Origin of the sequence: Conexibacter sp. DBS9H8, assembly GCF_023330685.1 — a bacterium.
In the GTDB taxonomy this organism is placed as follows: domain Bacteria; phylum Actinomycetota; class Thermoleophilia; order Solirubrobacterales; family Solirubrobacteraceae; genus Palsa-465.
Genome location: NZ_CP097128.1, coordinates 1,987,360 through 2,007,363 on the forward strand (window position 1 = coordinate 1,987,360; position 20,004 = coordinate 2,007,363).

17 protein-coding genes, 1 tRNA gene and 1 pseudogene are annotated in these 20,004 nt (G+C 69.9%); 14 read left to right on the plus strand and 5 right to left on the minus strand.

Annotated features, from left to right (window positions below; all coding sequences use genetic code 11):
* The first annotated feature begins 126 nt into the window (after positions 1 to 126).
* The 10 genes from M3M55_RS09450 to M3M55_RS09495 all read left to right on the plus strand — a co-directional run bounded on the left by M3M55_RS09450 (position 127) and on the right by M3M55_RS09495 (position 9,944).
* Positions 127 to 660 carry a hypothetical protein gene (locus M3M55_RS09450; protein WP_249009258.1) on the plus strand — a complete coding sequence of 178 codons (534 nt, stop codon included), beginning with the start codon at positions 127 to 129 and terminating at the stop codon, positions 658 to 660.
* Complete coding sequence (locus M3M55_RS09455) at positions 657 to 2,324, plus strand: phage major capsid protein (protein ID WP_249009259.1); 1,668 nt, start codon at positions 657 to 659, stop codon at positions 2,322 to 2,324. Before M3M55_RS09450 ends, M3M55_RS09455 begins: the two co-directional genes overlap by 4 nt.
* A 57-nt stretch (positions 2,325 to 2,381) precedes the next feature.
* Positions 2,382 to 4,289: a hypothetical protein gene (locus M3M55_RS09460; protein WP_249009260.1), complete on the plus strand. Its 1,908-nt coding sequence runs from the start codon at positions 2,382 to 2,384 to the stop codon at positions 4,287 to 4,289.
* Positions 4,289 to 4,534, plus strand: coding sequence for a hypothetical protein (locus M3M55_RS09465; RefSeq protein ID WP_249009261.1), 246 nt, complete (start codon positions 4,289 to 4,291; stop codon positions 4,532 to 4,534). The genes M3M55_RS09460 and M3M55_RS09465 overlap by 1 nt, the downstream gene beginning before the upstream one ends.
* Before the next feature lie 181 nt (positions 4,535 to 4,715).
* Positions 4,716 to 5,198 carry a hypothetical protein gene (locus M3M55_RS09470; RefSeq protein ID WP_249009262.1) on the plus strand — a complete coding sequence of 161 codons (483 nt, stop codon included), beginning with the start codon at positions 4,716 to 4,718 and terminating at the stop codon, positions 5,196 to 5,198.
* Complete coding sequence (locus M3M55_RS09475) at positions 5,195 to 5,707, plus strand: hypothetical protein (protein ID WP_249009263.1); 513 nt, start codon at positions 5,195 to 5,197, stop codon at positions 5,705 to 5,707. The genes M3M55_RS09470 and M3M55_RS09475 overlap by 4 nt, the downstream gene beginning before the upstream one ends.
* Positions 5,704 to 6,123, plus strand: coding sequence for a hypothetical protein (locus tag M3M55_RS09480; RefSeq protein WP_249009264.1), 420 nt, complete (start codon positions 5,704 to 5,706; stop codon positions 6,121 to 6,123). Before M3M55_RS09475 ends, M3M55_RS09480 begins: the two co-directional genes overlap by 4 nt.
* Positions 6,124 to 6,320: 197 nt before the next feature.
* Positions 6,321 to 6,596: a hypothetical protein gene (locus M3M55_RS09485; RefSeq protein ID WP_249009265.1), complete on the plus strand. Its 276-nt coding sequence runs from the start codon at positions 6,321 to 6,323 to the stop codon at positions 6,594 to 6,596.
* A 165-nt stretch (positions 6,597 to 6,761) separates the two neighbouring features.
* Positions 6,762 to 8,009, plus strand: a complete 1,248-nt coding sequence (locus M3M55_RS09490) for a site-specific integrase (RefSeq protein ID WP_249009266.1) — start codon at positions 6,762 to 6,764, stop codon at positions 8,007 to 8,009.
* Between the two features lie 417 nt (positions 8,010 to 8,426).
* Positions 8,427 to 9,944 carry a PQQ-binding-like beta-propeller repeat protein gene (locus tag M3M55_RS09495; RefSeq protein WP_249009267.1) on the plus strand — a complete coding sequence of 506 codons (1,518 nt, stop codon included), beginning with the start codon at positions 8,427 to 8,429 and terminating at the stop codon, positions 9,942 to 9,944.
* Positions 9,945 to 9,960: 16 nt separating this feature from the next.
* Here the strand turns inward: M3M55_RS09495 and M3M55_RS09500 are convergent, their stop codons facing one another.
* The gene (locus M3M55_RS09500) at positions 9,961 to 10,506 is read right to left on the minus strand and encodes a hypothetical protein (protein ID WP_249009268.1); all 546 of its coding nucleotides are present in this window, start codon (positions 10,504 to 10,506) and stop codon (positions 9,961 to 9,963) included.
* A 77-nt stretch (positions 10,507 to 10,583) separates the two neighbouring features.
* Here M3M55_RS09500 and M3M55_RS09505 point away from each other — a divergent pair.
* Positions 10,584 to 10,664 (plus strand) — tRNA-Leu (locus M3M55_RS09505).
* Between the two features lie 5 nt (positions 10,665 to 10,669).
* Here M3M55_RS09505 and M3M55_RS09510 read toward each other — a convergent pair.
* Positions 10,670 to 11,551: pseudogene (locus M3M55_RS09510) on the minus strand (helix-turn-helix transcriptional regulator); the annotation flags it as partial.
* Positions 11,552 to 11,746: 195 nt separating this feature from the next.
* Here M3M55_RS09510 and M3M55_RS09515 point away from each other — a divergent pair.
* On the plus strand, positions 11,747 to 12,178 hold the full coding sequence (locus M3M55_RS09515) for a cupin domain-containing protein (RefSeq protein ID WP_249009269.1): 432 nt from the start codon (positions 11,747 to 11,749) through the stop codon (positions 12,176 to 12,178).
* Position 12,179: 1 nt separating this feature from the next.
* Positions 12,180 to 13,688 (plus strand): MFS transporter, encoded by a 1,509-nt coding sequence (locus M3M55_RS09520; RefSeq protein ID WP_249009270.1) that lies wholly within the window; start codon positions 12,180 to 12,182, stop codon positions 13,686 to 13,688.
* A gap of 113 nt (positions 13,689 to 13,801) precedes the next feature.
* Here the strand turns inward: M3M55_RS09520 and M3M55_RS09525 are convergent, their stop codons facing one another.
* Positions 13,802 to 17,335 (minus strand): indolepyruvate ferredoxin oxidoreductase family protein, encoded by a 3,534-nt coding sequence (locus M3M55_RS09525; protein WP_371878692.1) that lies wholly within the window; start codon positions 17,333 to 17,335, stop codon positions 13,802 to 13,804.
* A gap of 142 nt (positions 17,336 to 17,477) precedes the next feature.
* Between M3M55_RS09525 and M3M55_RS09530 the strand changes: the two genes are divergently transcribed.
* Positions 17,478 to 17,930 carry an Lrp/AsnC family transcriptional regulator gene (locus M3M55_RS09530; RefSeq protein ID WP_249009272.1) on the plus strand — a complete coding sequence of 151 codons (453 nt, stop codon included), beginning with the start codon at positions 17,478 to 17,480 and terminating at the stop codon, positions 17,928 to 17,930.
* A gap of 59 nt (positions 17,931 to 17,989) precedes the next feature.
* Here the strand turns inward: M3M55_RS09530 and M3M55_RS09535 are convergent, their stop codons facing one another.
* Together M3M55_RS09535 and M3M55_RS09540 are read right to left on the minus strand one after the other, a co-directional pair.
* Complete coding sequence (locus M3M55_RS09535; RefSeq protein ID WP_249009273.1) at positions 17,990 to 19,198, minus strand: MFS transporter; 1,209 nt, start codon at positions 19,196 to 19,198, stop codon at positions 17,990 to 17,992.
* A 212-nt stretch (positions 19,199 to 19,410) separates the two neighbouring features.
* A complete protein-coding gene (locus M3M55_RS09540; protein WP_249009274.1) occupies positions 19,411 to 19,989 on the minus strand; it encodes a GNAT family N-acetyltransferase in 579 nt (192 codons plus the stop codon).
* Between the last annotated feature and the right edge of the window lie 15 nt (positions 19,990 to 20,004).

The following is a 20,004-nucleotide window of genomic DNA, read 5'->3' on the forward strand; positions in this document are numbered from 1 at the left end:
GGAGGCGGCCTCGACGCGCTTGGCTGACCCCGAGGGGCTCTCAGAGGGCGAGCGTGAACGCTTGGCGGAGGCCGTCGGCGGATGTTTGGTCGCCCTGGCGCTCCTCGATGCCGGGGAGCGGGTCCAGTGAGCGCCCAGGCGCCGCCCGTGGCCTACCGGCGCTTGCGGGCGTGCTGGATGGGCTTGCCTCCGGGGCGGCCGCTCAGCCTTGAGGCGGTTGAGCGCCACATCATCGAGGCCTGCGGGCTCCCTGCGGGCGACCACGCCACCGCGTCGGCGTTTCGCTGCGAGCTTGAGGGTGTCGGTGCGGTGCGAGTGGTCCGTGACCCGAGCGGGGCGCGGCGCTACGTGCGCGGTGAGACCTTCCCGGACTTCGAGGGGGAGCCCCAGCCGGGCAGTCAGCGTTACAACGCGCTGCTCGCCGACCGGCAGGCCGAGGAGGCCGCGCGGCGGGAGCGGCTGGAGGCGCTGAACCGGGCCAACGCGGAGCGCTTGAACGCGCCCGTCCGTGAGCTTGAGGAGCGGGCGTTGGCCCGTCAGATCCGCGCCGTCGTCGAGGAGCTGCTCGTCGAGCGCGGGCTTATCGCAGGACCGGCTTCTGCTGGCACGTCAACGGAGGGTCCGGCCAGTGGACCCCACTACGGAGGAGAGGCAGCATGACCACATTCCAGCCCCATACCTATCAGGTCGAGGCGGCCGAGCGGGTCCGCGCGGAGGCCGCAGCCTTCGATGAGGCCCGAGCTGAGCTTCAGCGCGAAGCGATCCGGACGGGCGCTGACCGTCGCCGGGAGATCGCCGAGCTTGAGGCCAGCGCCGCGGACCTGCGCCGCCGCGCCGACTCGCTCGAGGACACCTCGGACCGGCGGCTGCTGAGCGCCCGCGGGGCGGCTGAGCTTGAGAGCGTCGCCGATGACGCCGAGTTGGTCCGCCACAAGCTGGCCGAGGTCGGCCGCGCGAGCCTCGGCCGCGCCAGTCGGGCGGTGATCGCCGCCGGCGGCGCCCGCCTGGCAGACGAGGCCTTCGAGCGGTTCGTCCGGGACGCGAGCCGCGCGGCCCGTGTCGATCGTGTGGCCCGCGAGTTGGGCGAGATCGAGGACCGCCACCGCCAGACCGCCGCCCAGGTGGTCCACGAGCCAGGCCCCTACGGCGTCGAGAGCCCGCATAGCTGGCTGATGGACCTGGCCACGACCTCCGGGCCCGGCGGGGGCGACCCGGCCGCGCAGGAGCGCCTGCTGCGTCACGGACGCGACGTGGCCGAGGAGGTCCGCAAGGGCTCGCCCTATGGCCGTGAGGCTGAGCGGATCGTGCGCGCCCGGTCGCGGGGGGCAACCGAGGAGGAGACCCGCAGGAAGGCCGAGGCCGAGCTGCGAACGCTGACGACGGGCGGCGGTGGCTCGTTGGCCTCGCCGGGTGCCAGTTACGGCGGCGCGTTCGTGCCACCGAGCTTCCTGCTGGACCGCTGGGCGCGTTATCGGTCGCCGTTCGCCAGCTTCGTGTCACAGCTCGATGACAGCGTGCCGCTGCCCGAGTGGGGCGAGAGTGTCATCATCCCGCAGGTCACCGCCTCGACGGATGTGGCCCTCCAGGTCGAAGCGGGCCCGGTCGCTGAGACCGACCCGAGCACAACCTACTTGAGCTATCCGGTGGGTAACTTCAGCGGCCAGCTCACCGTGTCACAGCAGCTGCTCGACCGGATCGGGCCGACTGTCAGTGCCGATGACGTGCTGTGGCGACAGCTCAACCGCCAGTTGGCAGCCGCGGTCGATGCCGCAGCGATCAATCAGGCACTCGCCGGCGCGCAGGTGGTGACGAACTCGGGCACGTTCGCGCTGACACTCTCAGACGGCGTGGGCGGCCTGCTGGGCGACATTCGCTCAGCCAAGCGCCTCTTGACGAACACGCCGGGGGTGCGGCTGCGCGGCACGCACCTGTTCGCTCCGGACGACCTGATCGACTTCATCGCCGCATGGGCGGACGGTCAGGGCCGGCCGATCTTCTCGCCGTCCTTTGATGACAACCGGCTGCCGATCCGCTCTGATGGTGACGGGCGCGCGGAGGGTTACTCGGGGTACGTGCTGGGCGGGTTGGCGTTGTTTGGTGACTCCAACATGCCCGAGTCGAGCGGCAACGCACAGATCCTTGTGTGCCGCCCTGACACGATCTTGCAGCTTCAGTCACCGCCGACCCCATACGTGCTCCCGCAGACGGGTGCCGGTTCCCTCGAGGCGACCGTCGGGTTGCGGCAGTACTGCGCGACGGTGCCACGGTATCCGGCGGGTGTCAGTGTCATCAGCGGGTCGGCGTATGCGAGCTCGCAGTTCTGACCGGGCGCCGGGGTGGCGTTGTGTCACCCCGGCCTCCCGGCGGGTGGTGAGTGACCGATGAGCAGCACTGTCACCCCGCAGTCCTTCGCCCAGAGCCTGCTCTCGCAGCTGAACCTGCCGACGACGACCCAGAACCTGAAGATAATCGTCGGGTGGGAGAAGGCGGAGGGAGGCGCGGGCCCGCAGTTCGGTGTGCCCAACAACGTCGCCGCCTACAACCCGCTGAACAGCACCCAGCCGATGCCGGGGTCAGTCAGCACGCCCGGTCCCGGTGTGCAGGCCTATGTCAACTGGGCACAGGGCCTCCAGGCGACGATTCAGACGCTCGGGAACGGCAACTACGCGGCGATCCTGTCGATGCTCCAGGGCGGTAACGCGCCCTCGAGCGTGGCCGCGCAGGTGATCGACTCCAGCGTGTGGGGGACCAAGGATCTGACGGCCGCTCTGATCGACGGCGCTGCGGTCACGCCGAACGATCCCGGTCAGATCATCACCGGCACCCTCGGCGGTGGCATCTTCGGTCTCGGCGGCACGGGCACGGCGGCGAACCAGACGAGCCCGTCCATCTGGGTGGTGGGGAACTCCCAGAACCCGGACATGGACTACTGGACGTGCCTGAACGAGAAGGCTCAGCAGGCTCAGTGGTATCTCATCTCCGACGGCGAGACCCTGTACGCCGCCGATGGCATCAAGCTGATGGGGCAGACCCCGACGGCGGTGATCGTGCTCTATGACCCGCACGTCATCTCAGCGAACCTGACCTATGACAACTGCCTGGCGCTGGACACGCCTGTCCCGACGCCGACGGGTTGGACCACGATGGGGGAGATCAAGCTCGGCGATCAGGTCTACGGTTCCCACGGGGCACCGACGCGCGTTATCGGGGTCTCGGCTGTCCATCACGGCCATGCCTGCTACCGGGTGAGCTTCAGCGACCAGACCAGTGTGATCGCCGACGACGGGCATCTCTGGGAGACGATCAGCGCCTCCGGGCGGGCCGTGGTCACCACCGAGCAGATCCGTCGCTCGCTCTCAGACGTGCACCGCGTGGGGGCCGTCACGGTCGAGGCCGTCGAGCAGGTCGCCTCGGTCCCGGTTCGCTGCATCCAGGTGGACGCCCCCGACAGCCTCTATCTCGTCGGCGAGGGGATGGTCCCGACCCACAACACGGCCTTTCAGAGCACACACACGACGCTCAAGCGCGAGGGTGTCGTGCGGCGCGCCACGCTGGCGCGGGTGACGAGCCCGACCGAGTGCGAGATCGAGATCATCTGCCCGATCGACACCTTCCGCGCCGGGGACACGGTGCAGCTGCTCCAGTTCGGGCAGGCCGCCGATGGCGTCTGGCTCGTCGGCGAAGCGCGCCGATCGGCCTTTCAGATTTACACGACCCTCACGCTGGTGCAGGCGATGCAGCCGCTCAACGCGAACACCGGACTGAATCTCGGGCCCGGTTATGAGCCGGGGAACATCGCCGCCAAACCGGGCTCCAACACGGTCCTCGCCGCGATCATCGCCGAGGCCAACGCGATCAGCAACGCCAAGATCCCCTACGTGTGGGGAGGCGGTCACGCCAACGCCGGCACGCCGAGCGGGTCACCGCTCCAAGGCTTTGACTGCTCAGGCGCGGTCGGCGCGGTGCTGTACGCCGCAGGAATCTGGCCGCCACCGAACTACAAGGGGACCAGTGTGCCGATTGCCAACCAGATCGTCACCGACCTGCTCAACGCGGGCGGCATCCTCGCGCCCGGACCGGGGACCGGGAAGTATCAGGTCACCATCTATGACCGGCCCACCCACATCTACCTCAACATCGACGGCGAGTTCTGGCAGTTCGGCGGCCCCGAGGGAGTTCCCGGTGGATGGTGGCCTTCAGGGACGGCGCTGCCAGACTTCCGGGTGACGCACATCCTGCCGTCGGTCCTCGGCCAGGTCGCCACCCCCGTCACAGGAGTCGTCGGCTGATGCTTACCCAAACAGACCTCGCCGAGTATCTGATCCTCGGCCCTCCCGGCGCTGTCGCCGAGCTGCGCCGGCGCGTGACCGCAAGCTGGGAGCACGATGAGGGCGCAGCAGTCGTCCCGTGGGGCGCTGACCGCGCCTCCTGGCTGATGCTCGCCGAACTCTGCCATGACCTCGGCTGCGTCCCGGTGCCCGTTCACAGCGGCGCCCACGCCGCCGCGGTCGCCCACGCCTACCGCCGGGATTGACTCAGCCCCAGCCGGCGGATAGGCTCGCGCCCACTACAAAGCGGCGCCGCCCCGAGATTGGACCCTCGAGACGGCGCCTAACGCCACGGAGACTTGACCTCCGGGCGCGATGCCAGACTAGCCCCACGGCCGTCTGAGCGGCTCGCCTCCGGTGTTCGGGCCTCCGAAAAGGAGAACCGACATGGCTGAGACCACCATCACCGTTGCCGACGAATCTGCCCGCCGAGTGCTTGAGTCCGCACTCTGGGACCGGGCCGCGACGGCGTTTGACGACCTAGAAATGAGGGACGCCCCGACCGCCTCGGACATCTGGGAGCGGGTGCTGGACTTCGACGACGCCGAGCGGGCCGCCGAGGAGCCCCAGGTGCGCCACCGGGCCCAGGTGATCGCCGAGTCACTCGCCGCCATCGACGCGATCCGCGCCACGACCCTCGGGGGCGCCGTCGAGCTCCCGCTCAGCGGCGAGGAGTTGGCACTGGGCGTTGCTCGCGCCCTGGACCCACTGCTGACATGGGTCGGCGAGGCGGTCTTTCCCCGCAGGCGGTCCCTACCTCGAGTTGACCAGCTGGAGCTCATCCTCGCCGCCGTGGCGCTACTTGAGGGCCTCCCGCCAGTGCCCGAGCCCTTCAAGGCCGAGGCCGAGGTCGAGGCGGTGGCGCGATGAGCCTCGAGCAGACCACCACGGTCGTCCTCGCCGACGAGCCGACCCGCGCGGTCCTCGCGGCCGCGTTGTGGGGCCGGATCACCGACGCCTGCGACGACGCATCCTGCGGCCAGCACGCGGCACCGGGCGAGGTCTTCGACGCGCTCGCCGGCTGCGATGAGGCCCAGCGGGCCGCAGTCGAGCCGGGAGCCCGCATCCGCGCTGAGCGGGTCGCCGCATCCCTGGCCGCCCTCGACCTGATCGCCGGCGCCCCGGTCGGCGCGACGGTGACCCTCCCGATGGCCGGCGAGGAACTCGCCCACTGCACCGAGTCCGTCCGCCAGGCCGCTGAGAGCCGCGTCGAGGCCGAGGGCTTCCTCGACCTGCCCGGTGACCGTCGCGGCGCGATCCTCGGCCTCTATGACGCCGCTGTGGCGCTGCTGGGGGACCTCCCGGCGCTCCCGGCCGAGCGTGGCAGCGATCAGTTCGCCCAGGCGCGCGGGCGCTGGGCTACGGCGGTGACCCGATGAGCAGCCAGGGCGAGCGGGACCTCCTCGAGGCCGGTCAGAAGACGCTGGAGCACCTCGCCGACCTCTCCGGTGGCGACCCGCTGAAGCTGAGCGGGATCGTTGAGCGGATGGTCGCCGAGGGTGACGCCCCGGCGCTCACGGCCGCGATCTACGTCGCCCTCCACGGTCCTCACGACAGCGCCCACCATGACGGCCGCCAGGGCGGCTCCAGCGCCACCGCGGCGCTCGGGGTCGCCGCGGGACTCTCCGGGCACAGCTCAGACCTCTACCGGGCAGCCCGACTCTCCAGCGACGTGCACGCCGCGCAGCGCAGCCTCGAGACCGGCGACCCGACCTACGCGGCCCGGCGGGCCAAGAACGTCGTCGTCGGACGGGCCCTGGGGAAGGCCGGCGTGTGGCGGAAGCTGTGGCGATGACTGAGCCGCAAACTCCGGGAATCTGTGGGGGCGCTGCTGCTGTATTCCGCCGCGGGCTGCGGTACGTTCCTCCCAGCCCCAGCGTGTGCCCACTGCGCAGCGCACGACAACTGAGTGGTCAGAGGCCCAAGGGCACTCGTTCATGGCATAGCGCGGACGAATAAGTCAACGCTAATTCTCCAGAAGGGAGAATAACTATGTCCTACGACGACGCCGAGCCCAAGGTCCGCGTGCAGCGGTTCTTCGTGCAAAAGCCCGAGCCGACCGAGTTCCGCATGTACCGGGCCAGGGTCGTGTTCAGCGAAGACCCCGAGGCGCAGGCGCCGAGGCCGGAACTGGGTCACGAGTTCGCTCTCATGAAGATGGAGCGGGAGTGGAAGGGCCTGCTCAGGAAGTACGCGACGCACCGCCACGAGCTGCTCTCCCTCGTCGCGGAGACCATCCAGGGCCACGGGGAATCAGCCACGCAGTAGGCAGCGAGGCGCGGTCGCTCGCCGAGGGCGACCGCCCCAGGTGCTAGGACACGTCAAGCAAAGAAGCCCCGGAGCGTCGGCGTGAACGCGCTCCGGGGCCTGAACACAGGAGGTAGGGACTCCCATGCACGATCAGGAACCTAGCGGACCCCTCGGCGGTGATCGGTGAACCGGCCGACCGGGCATATCGAGGTCCGCCAGCTCAAGGGCGGCGACACGTTCTACGCGAAGCTCAAGCTCGCCGACGGGTCCCAGGCGCGCCGGTCGCTCGGCAAAGTGTGGGCCAAGCGCTCAGCGCCACCGGCGGGTTACCTGACCCACCGCCAGGCCGAGGCCAAGCTCGCCGAGATCCTCGCCGGCAAGGACCCCAGCGTCGAGGTCAACCGCGACCCGAACGCCGCGACCTTCCGTCAGGCCTGCGACGAGTTCATGCGCCACCGCCGCGACGACAGGCAGCGCAAGACCTCGACTCTGCGGGACTACGAGTCGGTGATCGAGTACCGGCTCGTCCCGCGCTTCGGTGCCGACACGCAGCTGCGGAAGATCACCACCGAGCAGATCGACGCCTTCCGGGATGACCTGCTCGCCGGCGTCAGCCACCGCACCGCGCAGAAGACGCTCGCCGTACTCGCGGGCATCCTCGAGCGGGCCAAGCGCCGGCGGTGGATCGACTCCAATCCCTGCGACATCGCCGAGAAGGTCACCTTGCGGCGCTCAGACGAGATCAACGTCCTGACCGCTGACGAGGTGCTGCTCGTGTCCGCCGCGGCTCCCCAGCTCTACTGTGCGGCCATCCAGACGGCCGCGTTCACCGGGCTACGGATGGGGGAGCTGCTGGCGCTGCGCTGGCGCCACGTCAACATCACCGACCGCATCCTGCACGTCCAGCGCAGCCACGTGCGAGGCGAGGAGACCTCCCCGAAGTCCCACAAGCGCCGGGCGGTCCCACTCAGCGATCAGGCCATCCGTGCTCTCGACGCCGCCAGTCGGCGGGAGTTCTTCACCGGACCCGACGATTACGTCTTCACCGAGACCGGAGGGCCCCTCTCGGAGGTCAAGCTGCGCGACACCTTCTACGCCGCGCTCGGCGCCACGCTGCCGGACAAGCGACCCGGCAAGGGCCATCGCCGGCGAGCCGACGGCGCGGGGACGATGACCTTCCACGACCTGCGCCACACCTTCGGGACCCTGGCGGCAGGGAACGGCGTCGAGTTGGTCCGCTTGCAGCGGTGGATGGGCCACGCGGACATTCAGACGACGATGCGTTACGCCCACTACACGCCCGCTCACGACGATGCGGCGCGGCTCACGGCGGCGTTCTCCAGGGGCTCAGGATTTGGCACCCAATTTGGCACCGAACTGAGCGAATCTCAGCGCATTTCGGGTGCCACGGCAGGCCTGAGAAGCCCGTAAACACTGGGGATAAGGCACTTCCTCTGGTCTCAAAATCCGCTGCCCGCAAGGGCGTGCGAGTTCGAATCTCGCCCGCGGTATTTTTGGTCCTCAATCCGAGCTGGGATGGGGGCGAGGTCCGATCGGGTCGGGTCGGGACACCAGGGCGGGGCGGCGGCGGGATCCCGATCGGCACACGCCGTGCCCGCATACGGGGGACGGAGTTCGGGCGGGGAGGTCACAGATTCGTCGATCTGACGAAAAATCGCACTGGCTCCCGCTTTCGAGGCCCGCCGCCAGCCGGCATCGTCCCGGCTGCCCGGCCTCGCGCAGCGTCGGTTGCGGTCTCGGCGCCGGCACCGGCTGCCTCGCGCCGCCCCCGGTACCGTTCTTCTTATGTTGTTCTCTCGGCGGTGGCGACTGGGCCTCGCAGCGACGGTGAGCGCCGCTCTCCTCAGTGCCTGTGGGGCCGCCGGTCACGGAGGGGCCACCGCCTCGGCGAGTGTGTCCGGCGCGCACGCCTCGGCCTCGGCCCATCCGAACGCCGACGGGTCCGCCCGCTCGGCCGCCTCAGTCGGCACAGCCCGCCCGCCGCGGATCCCCTCCGGCAACTGGCCGACCTTCGACTTCAACGCCCAGCGCTCCGGAGTCGGACCGGCGGACACGGGCATCACCGCTGGCGATCTCGGGCGGCTGCGACGGATCACCGTCCACCTCGATGGCACCGTCGACGCCTCAGTGATCGAGATCGCCCACGCGATGGTGGAGGGTCGTCGTCAGGACGTCATCGTTCTCACCACCAGCTACGGCCGGACCGAGGCGCTCAACGCGGCCACCGGCCGACGGCTGTGGGAGTTCACCCCGCGGTCGGTCGCCCGTCTGCAGGGCACGCCGCAGATCACGACCGCCACCCCGGTCCTCGCCCCCAGCGGTGAGGCTGTCTACGCCGCGAGCCCGGACGGTTATGTCCACAAGCTCAGCCTCGCCACCGGCCATCAGATCTGGGCCGCGGCGATCACCCGGTTCCCCAGCCACGAGAAGAGCGCCGGGGCGCTCAACCTCGACCGGGGCCAGGTCGTCGCGGTGATGGACGGCTACGACGGAGACATTCCCCCCTACGTCGGCCACGCCGTGCTGATCAGCGAACGGACCGGGCGGGTCACCCACGTCTTCAACGCCCTCTGTTCGCAGCGGACCACGATCATCGCCGCCCCGGCGACCTGTCATCACTCAGACGCCGGTATCTGGGGCCGGCCGGGCTCGGTGGTCGAACCCGGCAGCGGACGGATCCTGGTGGCCACCGGCAACGGGGACTTCAACGGGCACACCGACTGGGGGGACAGTGTCCTCGAGCTCTCTCCCGCCCTCCGGCTCCTGCACAACTGGACGCCGACGGACCAGTATCAGCTCAACGTCGACGATCAGGACCTCGGCAGCACCGAGCCGGCGCTCCTGCCCGCGCGCGGCAGCCGCCATTACGTCGTGCAGGGCGGCAAGAGCGGGATCCTCAGCCTGCTCAACCTGTCCGCGCTCGACGGCACCTCCGGGCCGGCTGGGCCGCGCACCGGCGGGCAGGTGCAGCAGATCGACGCGCCCGGTCCGACTGACGTGTTCAGCCAGCCGGCCGTGTGGGGTTCACTCGTGTTCGTCGCCGACGGAGCCGGCACCGCCGCCTACCGTTACGGAGCCGACGCGCGGCTGCGCCTCCTCTGGCAGAACACGACGCCGGGCACGAGCCCGATCGTCGCCGGCGGACTGCTCTACGTCTACGACGAGAACGGGGGCGCGCTGAACGTGTATGACCCGAGCACCGGCCACCGGGACATCAGTCTCGGGGCCGGGCCGGGGCACTGGAACTCCCCGACGGTGATCGGTGGACGGATCTTCCTGCCTGTCGGTGACGCGAACGCCCACCAGGCCAGCGGCACGCTGTACATCTGGCAACTGCCGCGCTGACCGGCGGGCGGGCGGCTCAGGCCGCGGACACTCGGGCGAGCGGATGCTCGGGCGGCAGTTCGCTGACGTGGCGGTCGACTTCGACATTCCAGGCCTGCCCGAAGCCGCGCATCGCCATGAGGATCAGCAACGCCTGGACCGGCGCGATCGCAAAGACGAGGACGCCGAGAAGGTCCGGGCTCAAACCCGGACCGCCGAACAGGGACTGAGCGGCGGCGTACCCGACGTGGCTGCGGTCAAACCAGCTTGTCCCCGACCCGCCGAACCCGGCGATCAGCGAGATGATCAGCATGAGGATCGCGAGCGCGGCCGCGATCGGCAACAGGCCGCGGGCCCAGCGCGCCACGTAGAAGGCGATCGCGAGGTAGATGAGGCACCAGAGGAAGTTCACCGGCTCCAGGCCCTGGAGCTTGCTCCAACCACCCACCGTGACGACGAGGATGAGGAACACCGAGATGAGCAGCAGGGCCACGATGATCGCCTTGGTCGCCCGTGAAGACGCCTTCTCCCGGTTCGGGTAGGTGACGACATGCCCGGGAGGAAGATGTCGACCGTTGACCATGGCGGGCACCATACAATCGGTTCCGGCGCGCGCGCGGCAGTTCCCCAGGCCCGTCGCGGGCGTCGGCGTCAGCTCAGGCGGGCGTGGCGGAATTGGTAGACGCGCCGGCTTTAGGTGCCGGTGGGCTTCCCGTGGGGGTTCGAGTCCCTCCGCCCGTATCGAGCGCGTCCTGCGCGGTCGCTTCGGCGGCCTCGGTCGCCGCCCAGCTGCCGAGCAGGCGCAGCGCCTCATCGCTGCGGGACCCCGGCGAGGCGGTGTATGCCGACAGCGTGATCGCACCCGCGTCAGCCTCAAACTGCAGCCGCTCGAACTCCAGGGTCATCTCCCCGACGACGGGATGGCGGACCGTCTTCGATCCGTTGCAGTGTAAGCGCACGTTGTGCTTGGCCCAGTGGGCGGCAAACGCCTCGCTCTGGATACAGAGCTCCCCGACGAGGTCGGTGAGGACCCGGTCGTGCGGGTTGCGCCCAGCCTCGACCCGCAGCATCGCGACGACGTCCTCGGCTGCCTGCTCCCAGTTGGGGTAGAAGTCGCCCGCTCCCGGATCGAGAAAGACGAACCGGGCGGTGTTCGGCCGCTGGCCGGCGAGCCGGGGCTGATCGAAGATCGGCGCATACAGCGCCCGGCCGATCGCGTTGGCAGCGAGCAGGTCGAAGCGGTGATCGCGCACGATCGCCGGGGTGCCGAGCATCGAGTCGATGATCCGTTGCACGTTGGGGCGCAACGGACGTGGCGCGGGAGGTCGGCGCGTTCGGGTCATCGGACGGCTCGCGCGGGCGAGGTCGTGGAGGTGGGTGCGTTCGGCCTCGTCGAGCTGGAGAGCCCGGGCGACCGCCTCGAGCACCGCCTCGGACACCCCGCCGATGTGTCCGCGTTCGAGTCGCGTGTAGTAGTCGACACTCACGCCGGCGAGCAGCGCCACCTCTTCGCGGCGCAGCCCCGGGACTCGTCGCAGGTCGCCGTAGACGGGAAGGCCCGCCTCCGGGGGCGTGATCCTCGCCCGACGTGAGGTGAGAAACTCGCGGATCTCACTGCGCGGGTCCATCCGTGCAGCGTAGAGGCTGGCCCCCCAGGGACAGGGGGGCACTGTGAGTACCCGGAACGGCAGGGACTCCCTGTCCCAGACGGTACCTGCTTAGGTTCCCCTGACGGACGTTCAGGCTGGACCGGACCGGCCCACGACCGTCCGCGGACCGTCCTCCGCTCCTTCGACCCCTCCAACCGAGAGCCCGCCCAGACCATGCAGATCACGCGCAACCGCACCGACTCCTCGATCGGACCCGCCGACTGGTTCACCGGGACCGTGCTGATCGACACGATCACCACCCAGACCGCGCCGAGCCGGGTCGCGGCGGCGAACGTCCATTTCATGCCAGGGGCACGGACCCACTGGCACAGCCACCCGGTTGGTCAGACGATCTGGGTGACGGAGGGCGTCGGGCTCTGCCAGCGCCGCGGCGGACCCGTCGAGGTCATCTGGCCGGGGGACCGGGTCGTCTTCGCGCCTGGCGAGGATCACTGGCACGGGGCCTGCTCGACCCGGTTCATGGTTCACGTCGCCATCCACGAGGCCGACGACAGCGGGTCGACGGTGAGTTGGGGAGCAGCGGTGAGTGACGTCGAATACGGCTCCGCGCCGCGGTTGGAGGACAGCTCCCCGAGGTCGAGCTGAGATGCGCCGGCTGACCAGCCTCAGCCCCCTGGGCTGGGAGGGTCCGCTCGCGGGCAGCTACTGGTCGGCGGTGACGATGGTGATCGCCGCCCTCACCCCGTTCCTCGTGCTGTCTGCGGCGGTCGACCCGCTCCAGGCGGCGATCTCCCACGCCGTCCATCTCACCGGCGCGGGGCTGGAGATGAACGCGGGAATGGCCGACGCCGCCTACTGCTTCGGGACGATCCTCGCCGTCCAGCTCACCTCCCGTCTGCCCGGCCGCCGCCTGCTCGCGCTGTATGCACTGGTGTTCACGCTCGCCTCCGTCCTCACAGCGCTGTCGGCCTCGCCCGTGCCGTTCTTCATCGGACGGATCCTGCAGGGGATGGCGACGAGCCTGATGCTGATCACCGCTGCCCCGGCCCTCATCCTCGCCTTCCCGCTCGCCCGGATGCGAGCGACCGCGATGGTGATGAACATGGGCATCTTCGGGGCGGTCGCCGTCGGCCCGGTGATCGGCGGCGCCTTCGTCAGTCTCGGTGATTGGCGGCTGCTGTTCTGGATCGCGGCGGCGGTCGGTGCGGTCTGCTTCACGCTGACGCTCCTCACCTTCCGGGATCAGCCGCCGATGGACCGTGAGCTCGAGTTCGACTTCGAGTCGCTCGGGCTCGCCTCCGTCGGCTGTGTCGCCGCGTTCTTCGGCGGATCGAGCCTGGCCAACCATGCCTTCGTGTCGACGATCGTGCTCGTCCCGATGGCGTTGGGGCTCGCCTGTCTGATCGGGCTGATCGTCCACCAGGCATCGGTTGCCGACCCGCTGATGCCGATCCGCCAACTCGGGCACACGGTGCCGATCGCCGCGATCGCGCTGGCGATGTTCGCCGGTGCCGGTTCGGTCGCGCTCGTCGGTCTGCTCGAGCTGACCGTCGTTGCCCACCACGTCTCCTCCGCCGTGTTCTGGCCGGAGTTCGGGGGCGCGGTGCTGACGGCGATGCTGTTCGGTGGCCTGTTCTTCACACGCTGGGTGCCGGCGCTCGCCTTTGCCGGACTTGTCGTGCTCGTGGGCACCGGAGCCCTGCTTGCCGGCAGCACGGGTGGTGACACGACGCTGATCGTGATCGGGACCGCTGGGCTCGGGCTCGGGGTCGGCGCCTCGGTCGCCCCGGGCCTGTTCGTCGCGGGCTTCTCACTCCCCTCACTGCAGCTGCCGCGGATCTTCGCGCTCGTCGAGATGCTTCGGGGGGTGGCGGCCTTCCTCACCGCCCCGATCCTCATCCACGTCGCTGAGACCGTCGGGGCGACCCCGGCGGCCGGCATCCGGACCGGCACCTGGATCGCCGCCGGGCTGCTTGGTGTCGGGGCGCTGCTCGTCCTGTTCCTCGTTCTCGCCGGCGGGTTCCGCCTCATCACCCCCGAGCTGGAGGCCTGGCAGGCCGGCGGTCCGCCCGCGATCGAATCCCCGCCGTTGCTGGCCCGCCTCCGGCGCGGACGGCGTGCCGGAGACCCGGTCGCCGCTGGCGTCGGCGACTGACGCCGCCGCCCTGATTGGGTCCCTGGGCGAGGATCGGTGTGCCGGAGCCTCCGCCTGAGCCGAGGATCGGTGTGCCGGAGCCTCCGCCTGAGCCGAGGCTTACCGCCTCAGCCTCACCCCTCGGAATGCGAGCTGAGATGGATCTCCCGTTCCCGGGGTCGGGCCGTGTCGGTTCCGATCGCCGCCAGCGCCGCTCGGCCGGCGCTCCGGAAACGCTCGACGTTGTCGAGCTTGATCTGCTCGTAACCGCGCACCATGTCGGGTAGTTCGGCGAGGGAGACGAGCGCCTCATAGTCGGCCGATGAGGCAAGCGCGAGGGCTCGGCTGACCAGCTGGCTGTACTCGCCCGGCAGACGCCGTTCCACCTGTCGGACCTCCGCACGGGCGAAGATGTCGAGCGGCGTTCCGCGCAGGCGTCGCAAGCGCACGAGGGAGCGAAACAGCGGCGTGGCGACGCCGGCGGGGATCGCCAGCTTGCGCTCCATCCCGAGGCTGCGCAGCAGCGGCGGGTGCAGCAGCACCTTCGCCTGTGCGTCCGGACCGAACAGCGCCTCGCGCTTGTGCTGCTCGAGCTGGCTGAGATGCAGCCGAGCCACCTCATACTCGTCCTTGTAGGCGATGAGCTTGTAGAGGTTGCGGGCATAGGCCTCGGTGAGACGGGTGCCGTGCCCCGGGAACGCGCGGTCCTCGATCTGCGCGACCCGCACCACCTCATCGAGGTACCGGCTTGCCGTCTGCGAGTCCTGGAAGGCGGTGAGCTCATCCAGACGCAGCGCCGTTGTCGTGGCCGCCGTGCCGGTCAGGCCGTGGGCGGTCGCCGCAGCCAGCGCGGCGGCGCTCGCGGTCAGGGGAGGGGTCTCAATCGAGGTCTCGGCGATGACCGCCTGCACCGCATCAGGATTCGACGCCCAGGTGCGACCCCAGCGGAAGGCGGCGAGGGTCGTGGTGACGGCCGCCCCATTGAGCTCGATCGCCCGCTCGAGGGCTTCCTCGCTCACGGGAATGCACCCGTGTTGGAAGGCGGCGCCCAACAGCATCACGTTGGCGGGCATGTGGTCGCCGAACAGGCGTTCAGAGAGTCCCTCGGCGTCGATGGTGAGCAGCTCGTCCCGCCGGGTGGCCGCCTCCACGCGGCGGACGGCGATGCTCCGCTCGGGGAAGCCGACGTGGGTGTCGATGACCATCTGCGAGGTGGGGACCTCGGCGAGGTTGAGCACGGCGATGGTCAGGCTCGGCTCACACGCCTTCAACGTGTCAACGCTGGTGGCCCCAAGCAGATCGAGTCCGAGGAGGACGTCGATGCTCGAGGTCGACGCCTTGATCTGCCCGGGGATCGCTCGGTCGGAGATGCGGATGTCGGAGATGACCGGACCGCCCTTCTGGGCGAGGCCGATCTGTTCGAGGCCCTCGGCGTGACGACCGTCGAGGTGGGCGGCCATCTGCAGGATGGCCGATGCGGTGACCACCCCGGTGCCCCCGATCCCGGGCATGCGGATGAGCACCTCGTTGGGGACGCGCAGGGTCGGAGTCGGGGAGGGCGGCGGCTCGGGGAAGTGCTGTTGGTGGGCTGCCGTCGCGGCGGCCGGTTCGATCAGCAGGAAGGACGGGCAGTCGCCCTTGAGGCAGGTCATGTCCGAGTTGCACGAGGGCTGATGGATCTGGGTCTTGCGCCCGAACTCCGTGTGCACCGGAAGGACCGAGAGACACGACGACTGCTCGCCGCAGTCGCCACAGCCCTCGCACACACGCTCGTTGATCCACACCCGCTGGGTCGCGGCGGGCAGCTTTCCGCGCTTGCGCAGCCGCCGCTTCTCGGTGGCGCAGCGGTCGTCGTGAATGAGGACGGTGACGCCTGGCGTGGCGGCGAGTTCGCGGTGAACGTCGGGGAGGTCGTCGCGGTGGCGGACGCTGGCGATCGGGTCGAGGGTGACGTGCTCGTAGGTTTCGGGCTCAGGCGTGGTGATGATGACCCGGCTGACCCCCTCGAGGGCCATCCAGCGGGTGAGCTGGGGGATCGGCAGGCGGCCCTCGGGGTTCTGGCCGCCGGTCATCGCGACCGCGTCGTTGTAGAGCAACTTGAAGGTCATGTGCGCCTTGGCGGCCGTTGCCGCGCGGATCGCCAGCGACCCCGAGTGGTGGAAGGTCCCGTCCCCGATGTTCTGGAAGAAATGGTCCTCCGTGGTGAATGGCGCGAGGCCGAGCCACTGCATCCCCTCTCCACCCATCTGGGTCATACCGAGGATGTGGCCGCGCCGGCCTGGTTCGTCGAGGACGACCATCGTGTGACAGCCGATGCCGGCGCCGACGAGCTGGTCCTCGTCGGCGCGGGTGGACACGTTGTGCGGGCAGCCCGAGCAGAAGTAGGGGGTGCGGCTCGCGAGCGCCTCGACCCCCGCGAGGGCGGCGTGGCGTCCGTGCACGCGTTCGCGCTGGTCGGCCACGCTGCGGTGAGTCTCCAGGTCGTCGAGGAGCCGCGGCAGCGCCCGGGTGATGTCGTCGGCCGACACCGAGCTGCGGTAGGGCAGCAGCTCGCTGCCGTCCTCGAGGGTCTTGCCGATCACCGGTGGTGTGTGCGGCTGCCCGTAGAGGCCGTCGCGGATGAGGGTCTCGAGGAACGGACGCTTGTCCTCGACCACGAGGATCCGCTCGGCGTCACCGACGAGCTCCCGAACCGTCTCCGCGTCCAGGGGCCAGGGCATCCCGAGCTTGACCAAGCGGATCCCGAGGCTGGTGAGCTCCTCGTCGATCCCGAGGTCCCACAGGGCGCGGACGACCGCCTCATACGCCATCCCGGCGGCGACGATCGCCAGACGGGGGCGGGCCACCTCGTTGATGGCGAGATTCAGCTTCGCCGCCCGCGCGTACTCGCTCGCGCGGCCAAGGCGGGTGGTGATCTGGTCGAGTTCGGCGTCGAGGTTCGTCGGCGGCAGCAACTTCGGGGCGCGGTGGCCCTCCCGTGGCGGGAACTCCGGGATCAGGTCAAGGTGCCCGGTGATGTCGACCGTGCTCGACGCGTCGGCGATGTCAGCCACGATCTTCAGGCCCGCCCACAGGCCGGAGTGGCGTGAGAGGGCGACCGCGTGCAGGCCGAAGGAGATGATCTCCCCGACGCTCGAGGGGACGAGCAGCGGGACGGCGAGGCTCATGCAGAGCGGCTCGCTGCTGCTCGGCACGGTCGAGGACTTGCTCGTCGGATCATCACCGATGATCGCGACCGCCCCGCCCAGCGGTGTCGTGCCCGACAGGTTGGCGTGCCGGATCGCGTCGGCCGCGCGATCGAGTCCCGGGGCCTTGCCGAACCAGAAGCCGGTGACCGCGTCCATTGTCTTGGTCCCCTCGGGCAGGTCGTCGAGCAGCTGGGTACCGGCGACGGCCGTCGCTGCGAGCTCCTCGTTCAATCCGGGCTGGAAGAGCGTGTTGGCCGCCTCGAGGCGTGACCGGTTGCGGCTCAGCTCACGATCGAGCCCGCCGAGTGGCGAGCCCTGGTAGCCGCTGATGAACGCCGAGGTGTTCAGGCCTGCTCGCCGGTCAAGGCGGCGCAGGTCAAGCAGCACGCGGACGAGGGCATGGATCCCGTTGAGCAGGATCGTTCCCTCCTCCGCGGTGTACTTGTCATCGAGCGTGACGGCGGATCTCACGAGGGTCATCCCGCGATCACACCGCCTTCTGACCTGTGACGCAAGTCACACGCGGGCTTTGTGTAGTTAAACGCGGACTTCTTGCGTGTCGTCGGCCGCTGACGCACGGCAATTGCGCCAGGGGCCCGCGCGAGCTGATATAGGTCGTCTCATGGCCGACCCGGTGAACCTCGACGCGATCGACCGGCGGATCCTCGCCCTGCTGGAGCAGGACGCGCGGCGCACCGTCGCGGACATCTCCGCCCACGTCGCCCTCTCACCCGCCCCGGTGAAGCGCCGGATCGACCGGCTCGAGCGGGAGGGCGTCATCCGCGGCTACACGACGATCATCGACCACGGCAAGCTCGGCTCCTCGATCCAGGCCTGGGTCGAGATCCGGCTCGCCGGGGAGGCCGATGCGGATGAGGTGATCGGCCAGTTCCACCGCATCCCGGAGATCGACGCGACCTACACCGTCGCTGGGGACACGGACGCGATCGTGATGATCCGCGTCGATGACGCCGGCCATCTCAAGCAGGCGGTCAACTCGCTGCGGCGGATCCGGGACGTGCGCGGCACCAAGACGCTGATGGTGCTCGAGGCGTGGTCGCGGGCGCGGAGCTGAGGGAGGGCGTGTCATCGGGGCCGGCGTGGGCGCGGGTGGCCGCACCCGGGGGGGCACGTTCACGTGACCAGAGGCGCTTCTGTGAGGCGGGCGCGTTGGCGCAGCAGCCGTCCGGCGATGCTCAGGCTGACGGCCGCGGAGGCGAGGTAGATGTCGACGTAGCTGACGTGGGCGATGAGCGCGGAGCCGATGGCCTGCGTGAGGGCCTGGGGGCCGAACAGGGCAAAGGTCAAGGCGGCGGAGACCCGGCCTTGGAGCTCGCTCGGGGTGACCGCCATCGCGAGGTTGAGGGTCGCGAGGAAGACGTAGGGGAGCGCGAACCCGAGCACGATCGAGCCGACGATCGCGGCGAGCAGCGAGTGGTCGGCGCGCAGCAGGTTCGCGGCCGCGAAGTTGATCAGCCCGATCACGGCCAGTCGCGACTCGTCGAGGCGATCGATGATCCGGCCTGCCGTCAATGAGGCGATGATCGATCCGCCACCGAGCAGTGCGCTGAACACGCCAAGGAAGGCAGGCGCCTGCCCGACGCCGTGGACGAGGCTGTACTGGGCGGCGACACCGATGCCCGACAGGGCCATCGCCGCCGCCGCCGTCACGGTGGCCCGGAGGCTCGGTGTCGCCAGGATGTGGCGGACACCGGCGAGGAGGGCAGGACCAAGCCGCTCGGGGGCGTGCCGGGGTGGGCTGTCCTCGGTGTGCAGGCGAGTGACGGCCCAGGCGGCGAACAGAAAGGTGGCCGTATCCAGGGCGGCGACGGCGCCGCCGCCGATGAGGACGAACAGACCCGCCCCGGCCAGCGGAGCGATCAGCCGACCGGCTTCCTGGATCGTCAGTCGCCACCCGTTGGCCTTCTGGCGCAGCTGCGGGCTGAACATCTCGACAAAGAGCGCATCCTCGGCGGGATCCATCAGCGTCGCCTCAATCCCGTAGAGGCCCATCACTGCGAACAGGAGCCACAGCTGAGCGCGCGAGGCCACCCACAGCAACGCCGCGATGGTGGTGGCGGCGAGCACGTTCATCCACACGAGCAGCCGCCGGCGTGGGAGACGGTCTGCGATCAACCCCGCGACGGGCGCGCCCATCGTCCCGGCGTAGATGCACGCCGACACTAGGCCGGCCTGAGCGCTGCTGCCGGTCAGGGCCTTGACCCACACCCCGGCCACCAGTGACATCGCGCTGTTGCCCACCAGGGACGCGGCCAACCCTGCGAAGTACCAGCGCGCGTTGGCCGCCTCGACCGCCGCGGACCGTGCCGGCCGCGCAGGCACTGGCCTTCGGGCTGCGCCTCGCATCGGAGGCACTGTACGGCTACCCTGTGTAGAGGAGGAACATATCTAAGTCAATGTGACTGAGATAAGCCACATCATGGGCGGGAGATCAATCGGATCGCGCTCGTCCCCGCGAGCGGGTCGCCCAGCTCAGGCGACGGATCGCACGAGAGGTCTGGGTACCGGTGGCGGCCGTGATCGAGCGGCGTCGATCAGGATGTGGCGACGGGGATGTGCGCGCCTTCAGGCTGTGCCTCCTCATCGCTGAGGCGGTAGATCGCGACAGGATGCTCGCTCGGTTCGGTCGCGACGGAGCGGACGCCGATCAACGCAAAGCCGTTGTGTTCGAGCACCCGCCGGGAGGCGACATTGGCGGCGGCCGGATCCACGATCAGGCCACAGCCCGGGTGGTGGTGGCGGACCACCTCCACGAGCGCGGCGATCAGCTCCCTTCCCAAGCCGCGACCGATCGCCGCCGGCTCGCCGATCGCATAATCGATCCCGCAATCGCCGGCGTGCGCGCCGAGCGCCGCGGCTTCCGCCGGGTACGCGTCATAGGGGTACCACTGGCACCACCCGATCGGTGGCGCCTCCAGCTCGGGGTCGCCGCATTCGAGGATCAGGAGCGTCTCGGTCGCGCTCGCCGCGGGCGCCGCGACTCGCGCCGCGAGCTGGTTCAGTTCGGCCTCCGCCGTCGTGTCCGCCAACCACCAACGGGCGACGTGCGGCCGGCTCAACCAGCCGGCGACAGACGGCAGGTCATCGGGGAGGAGGGGACGCAACTCGATCACGCAGCTGAGGCTATC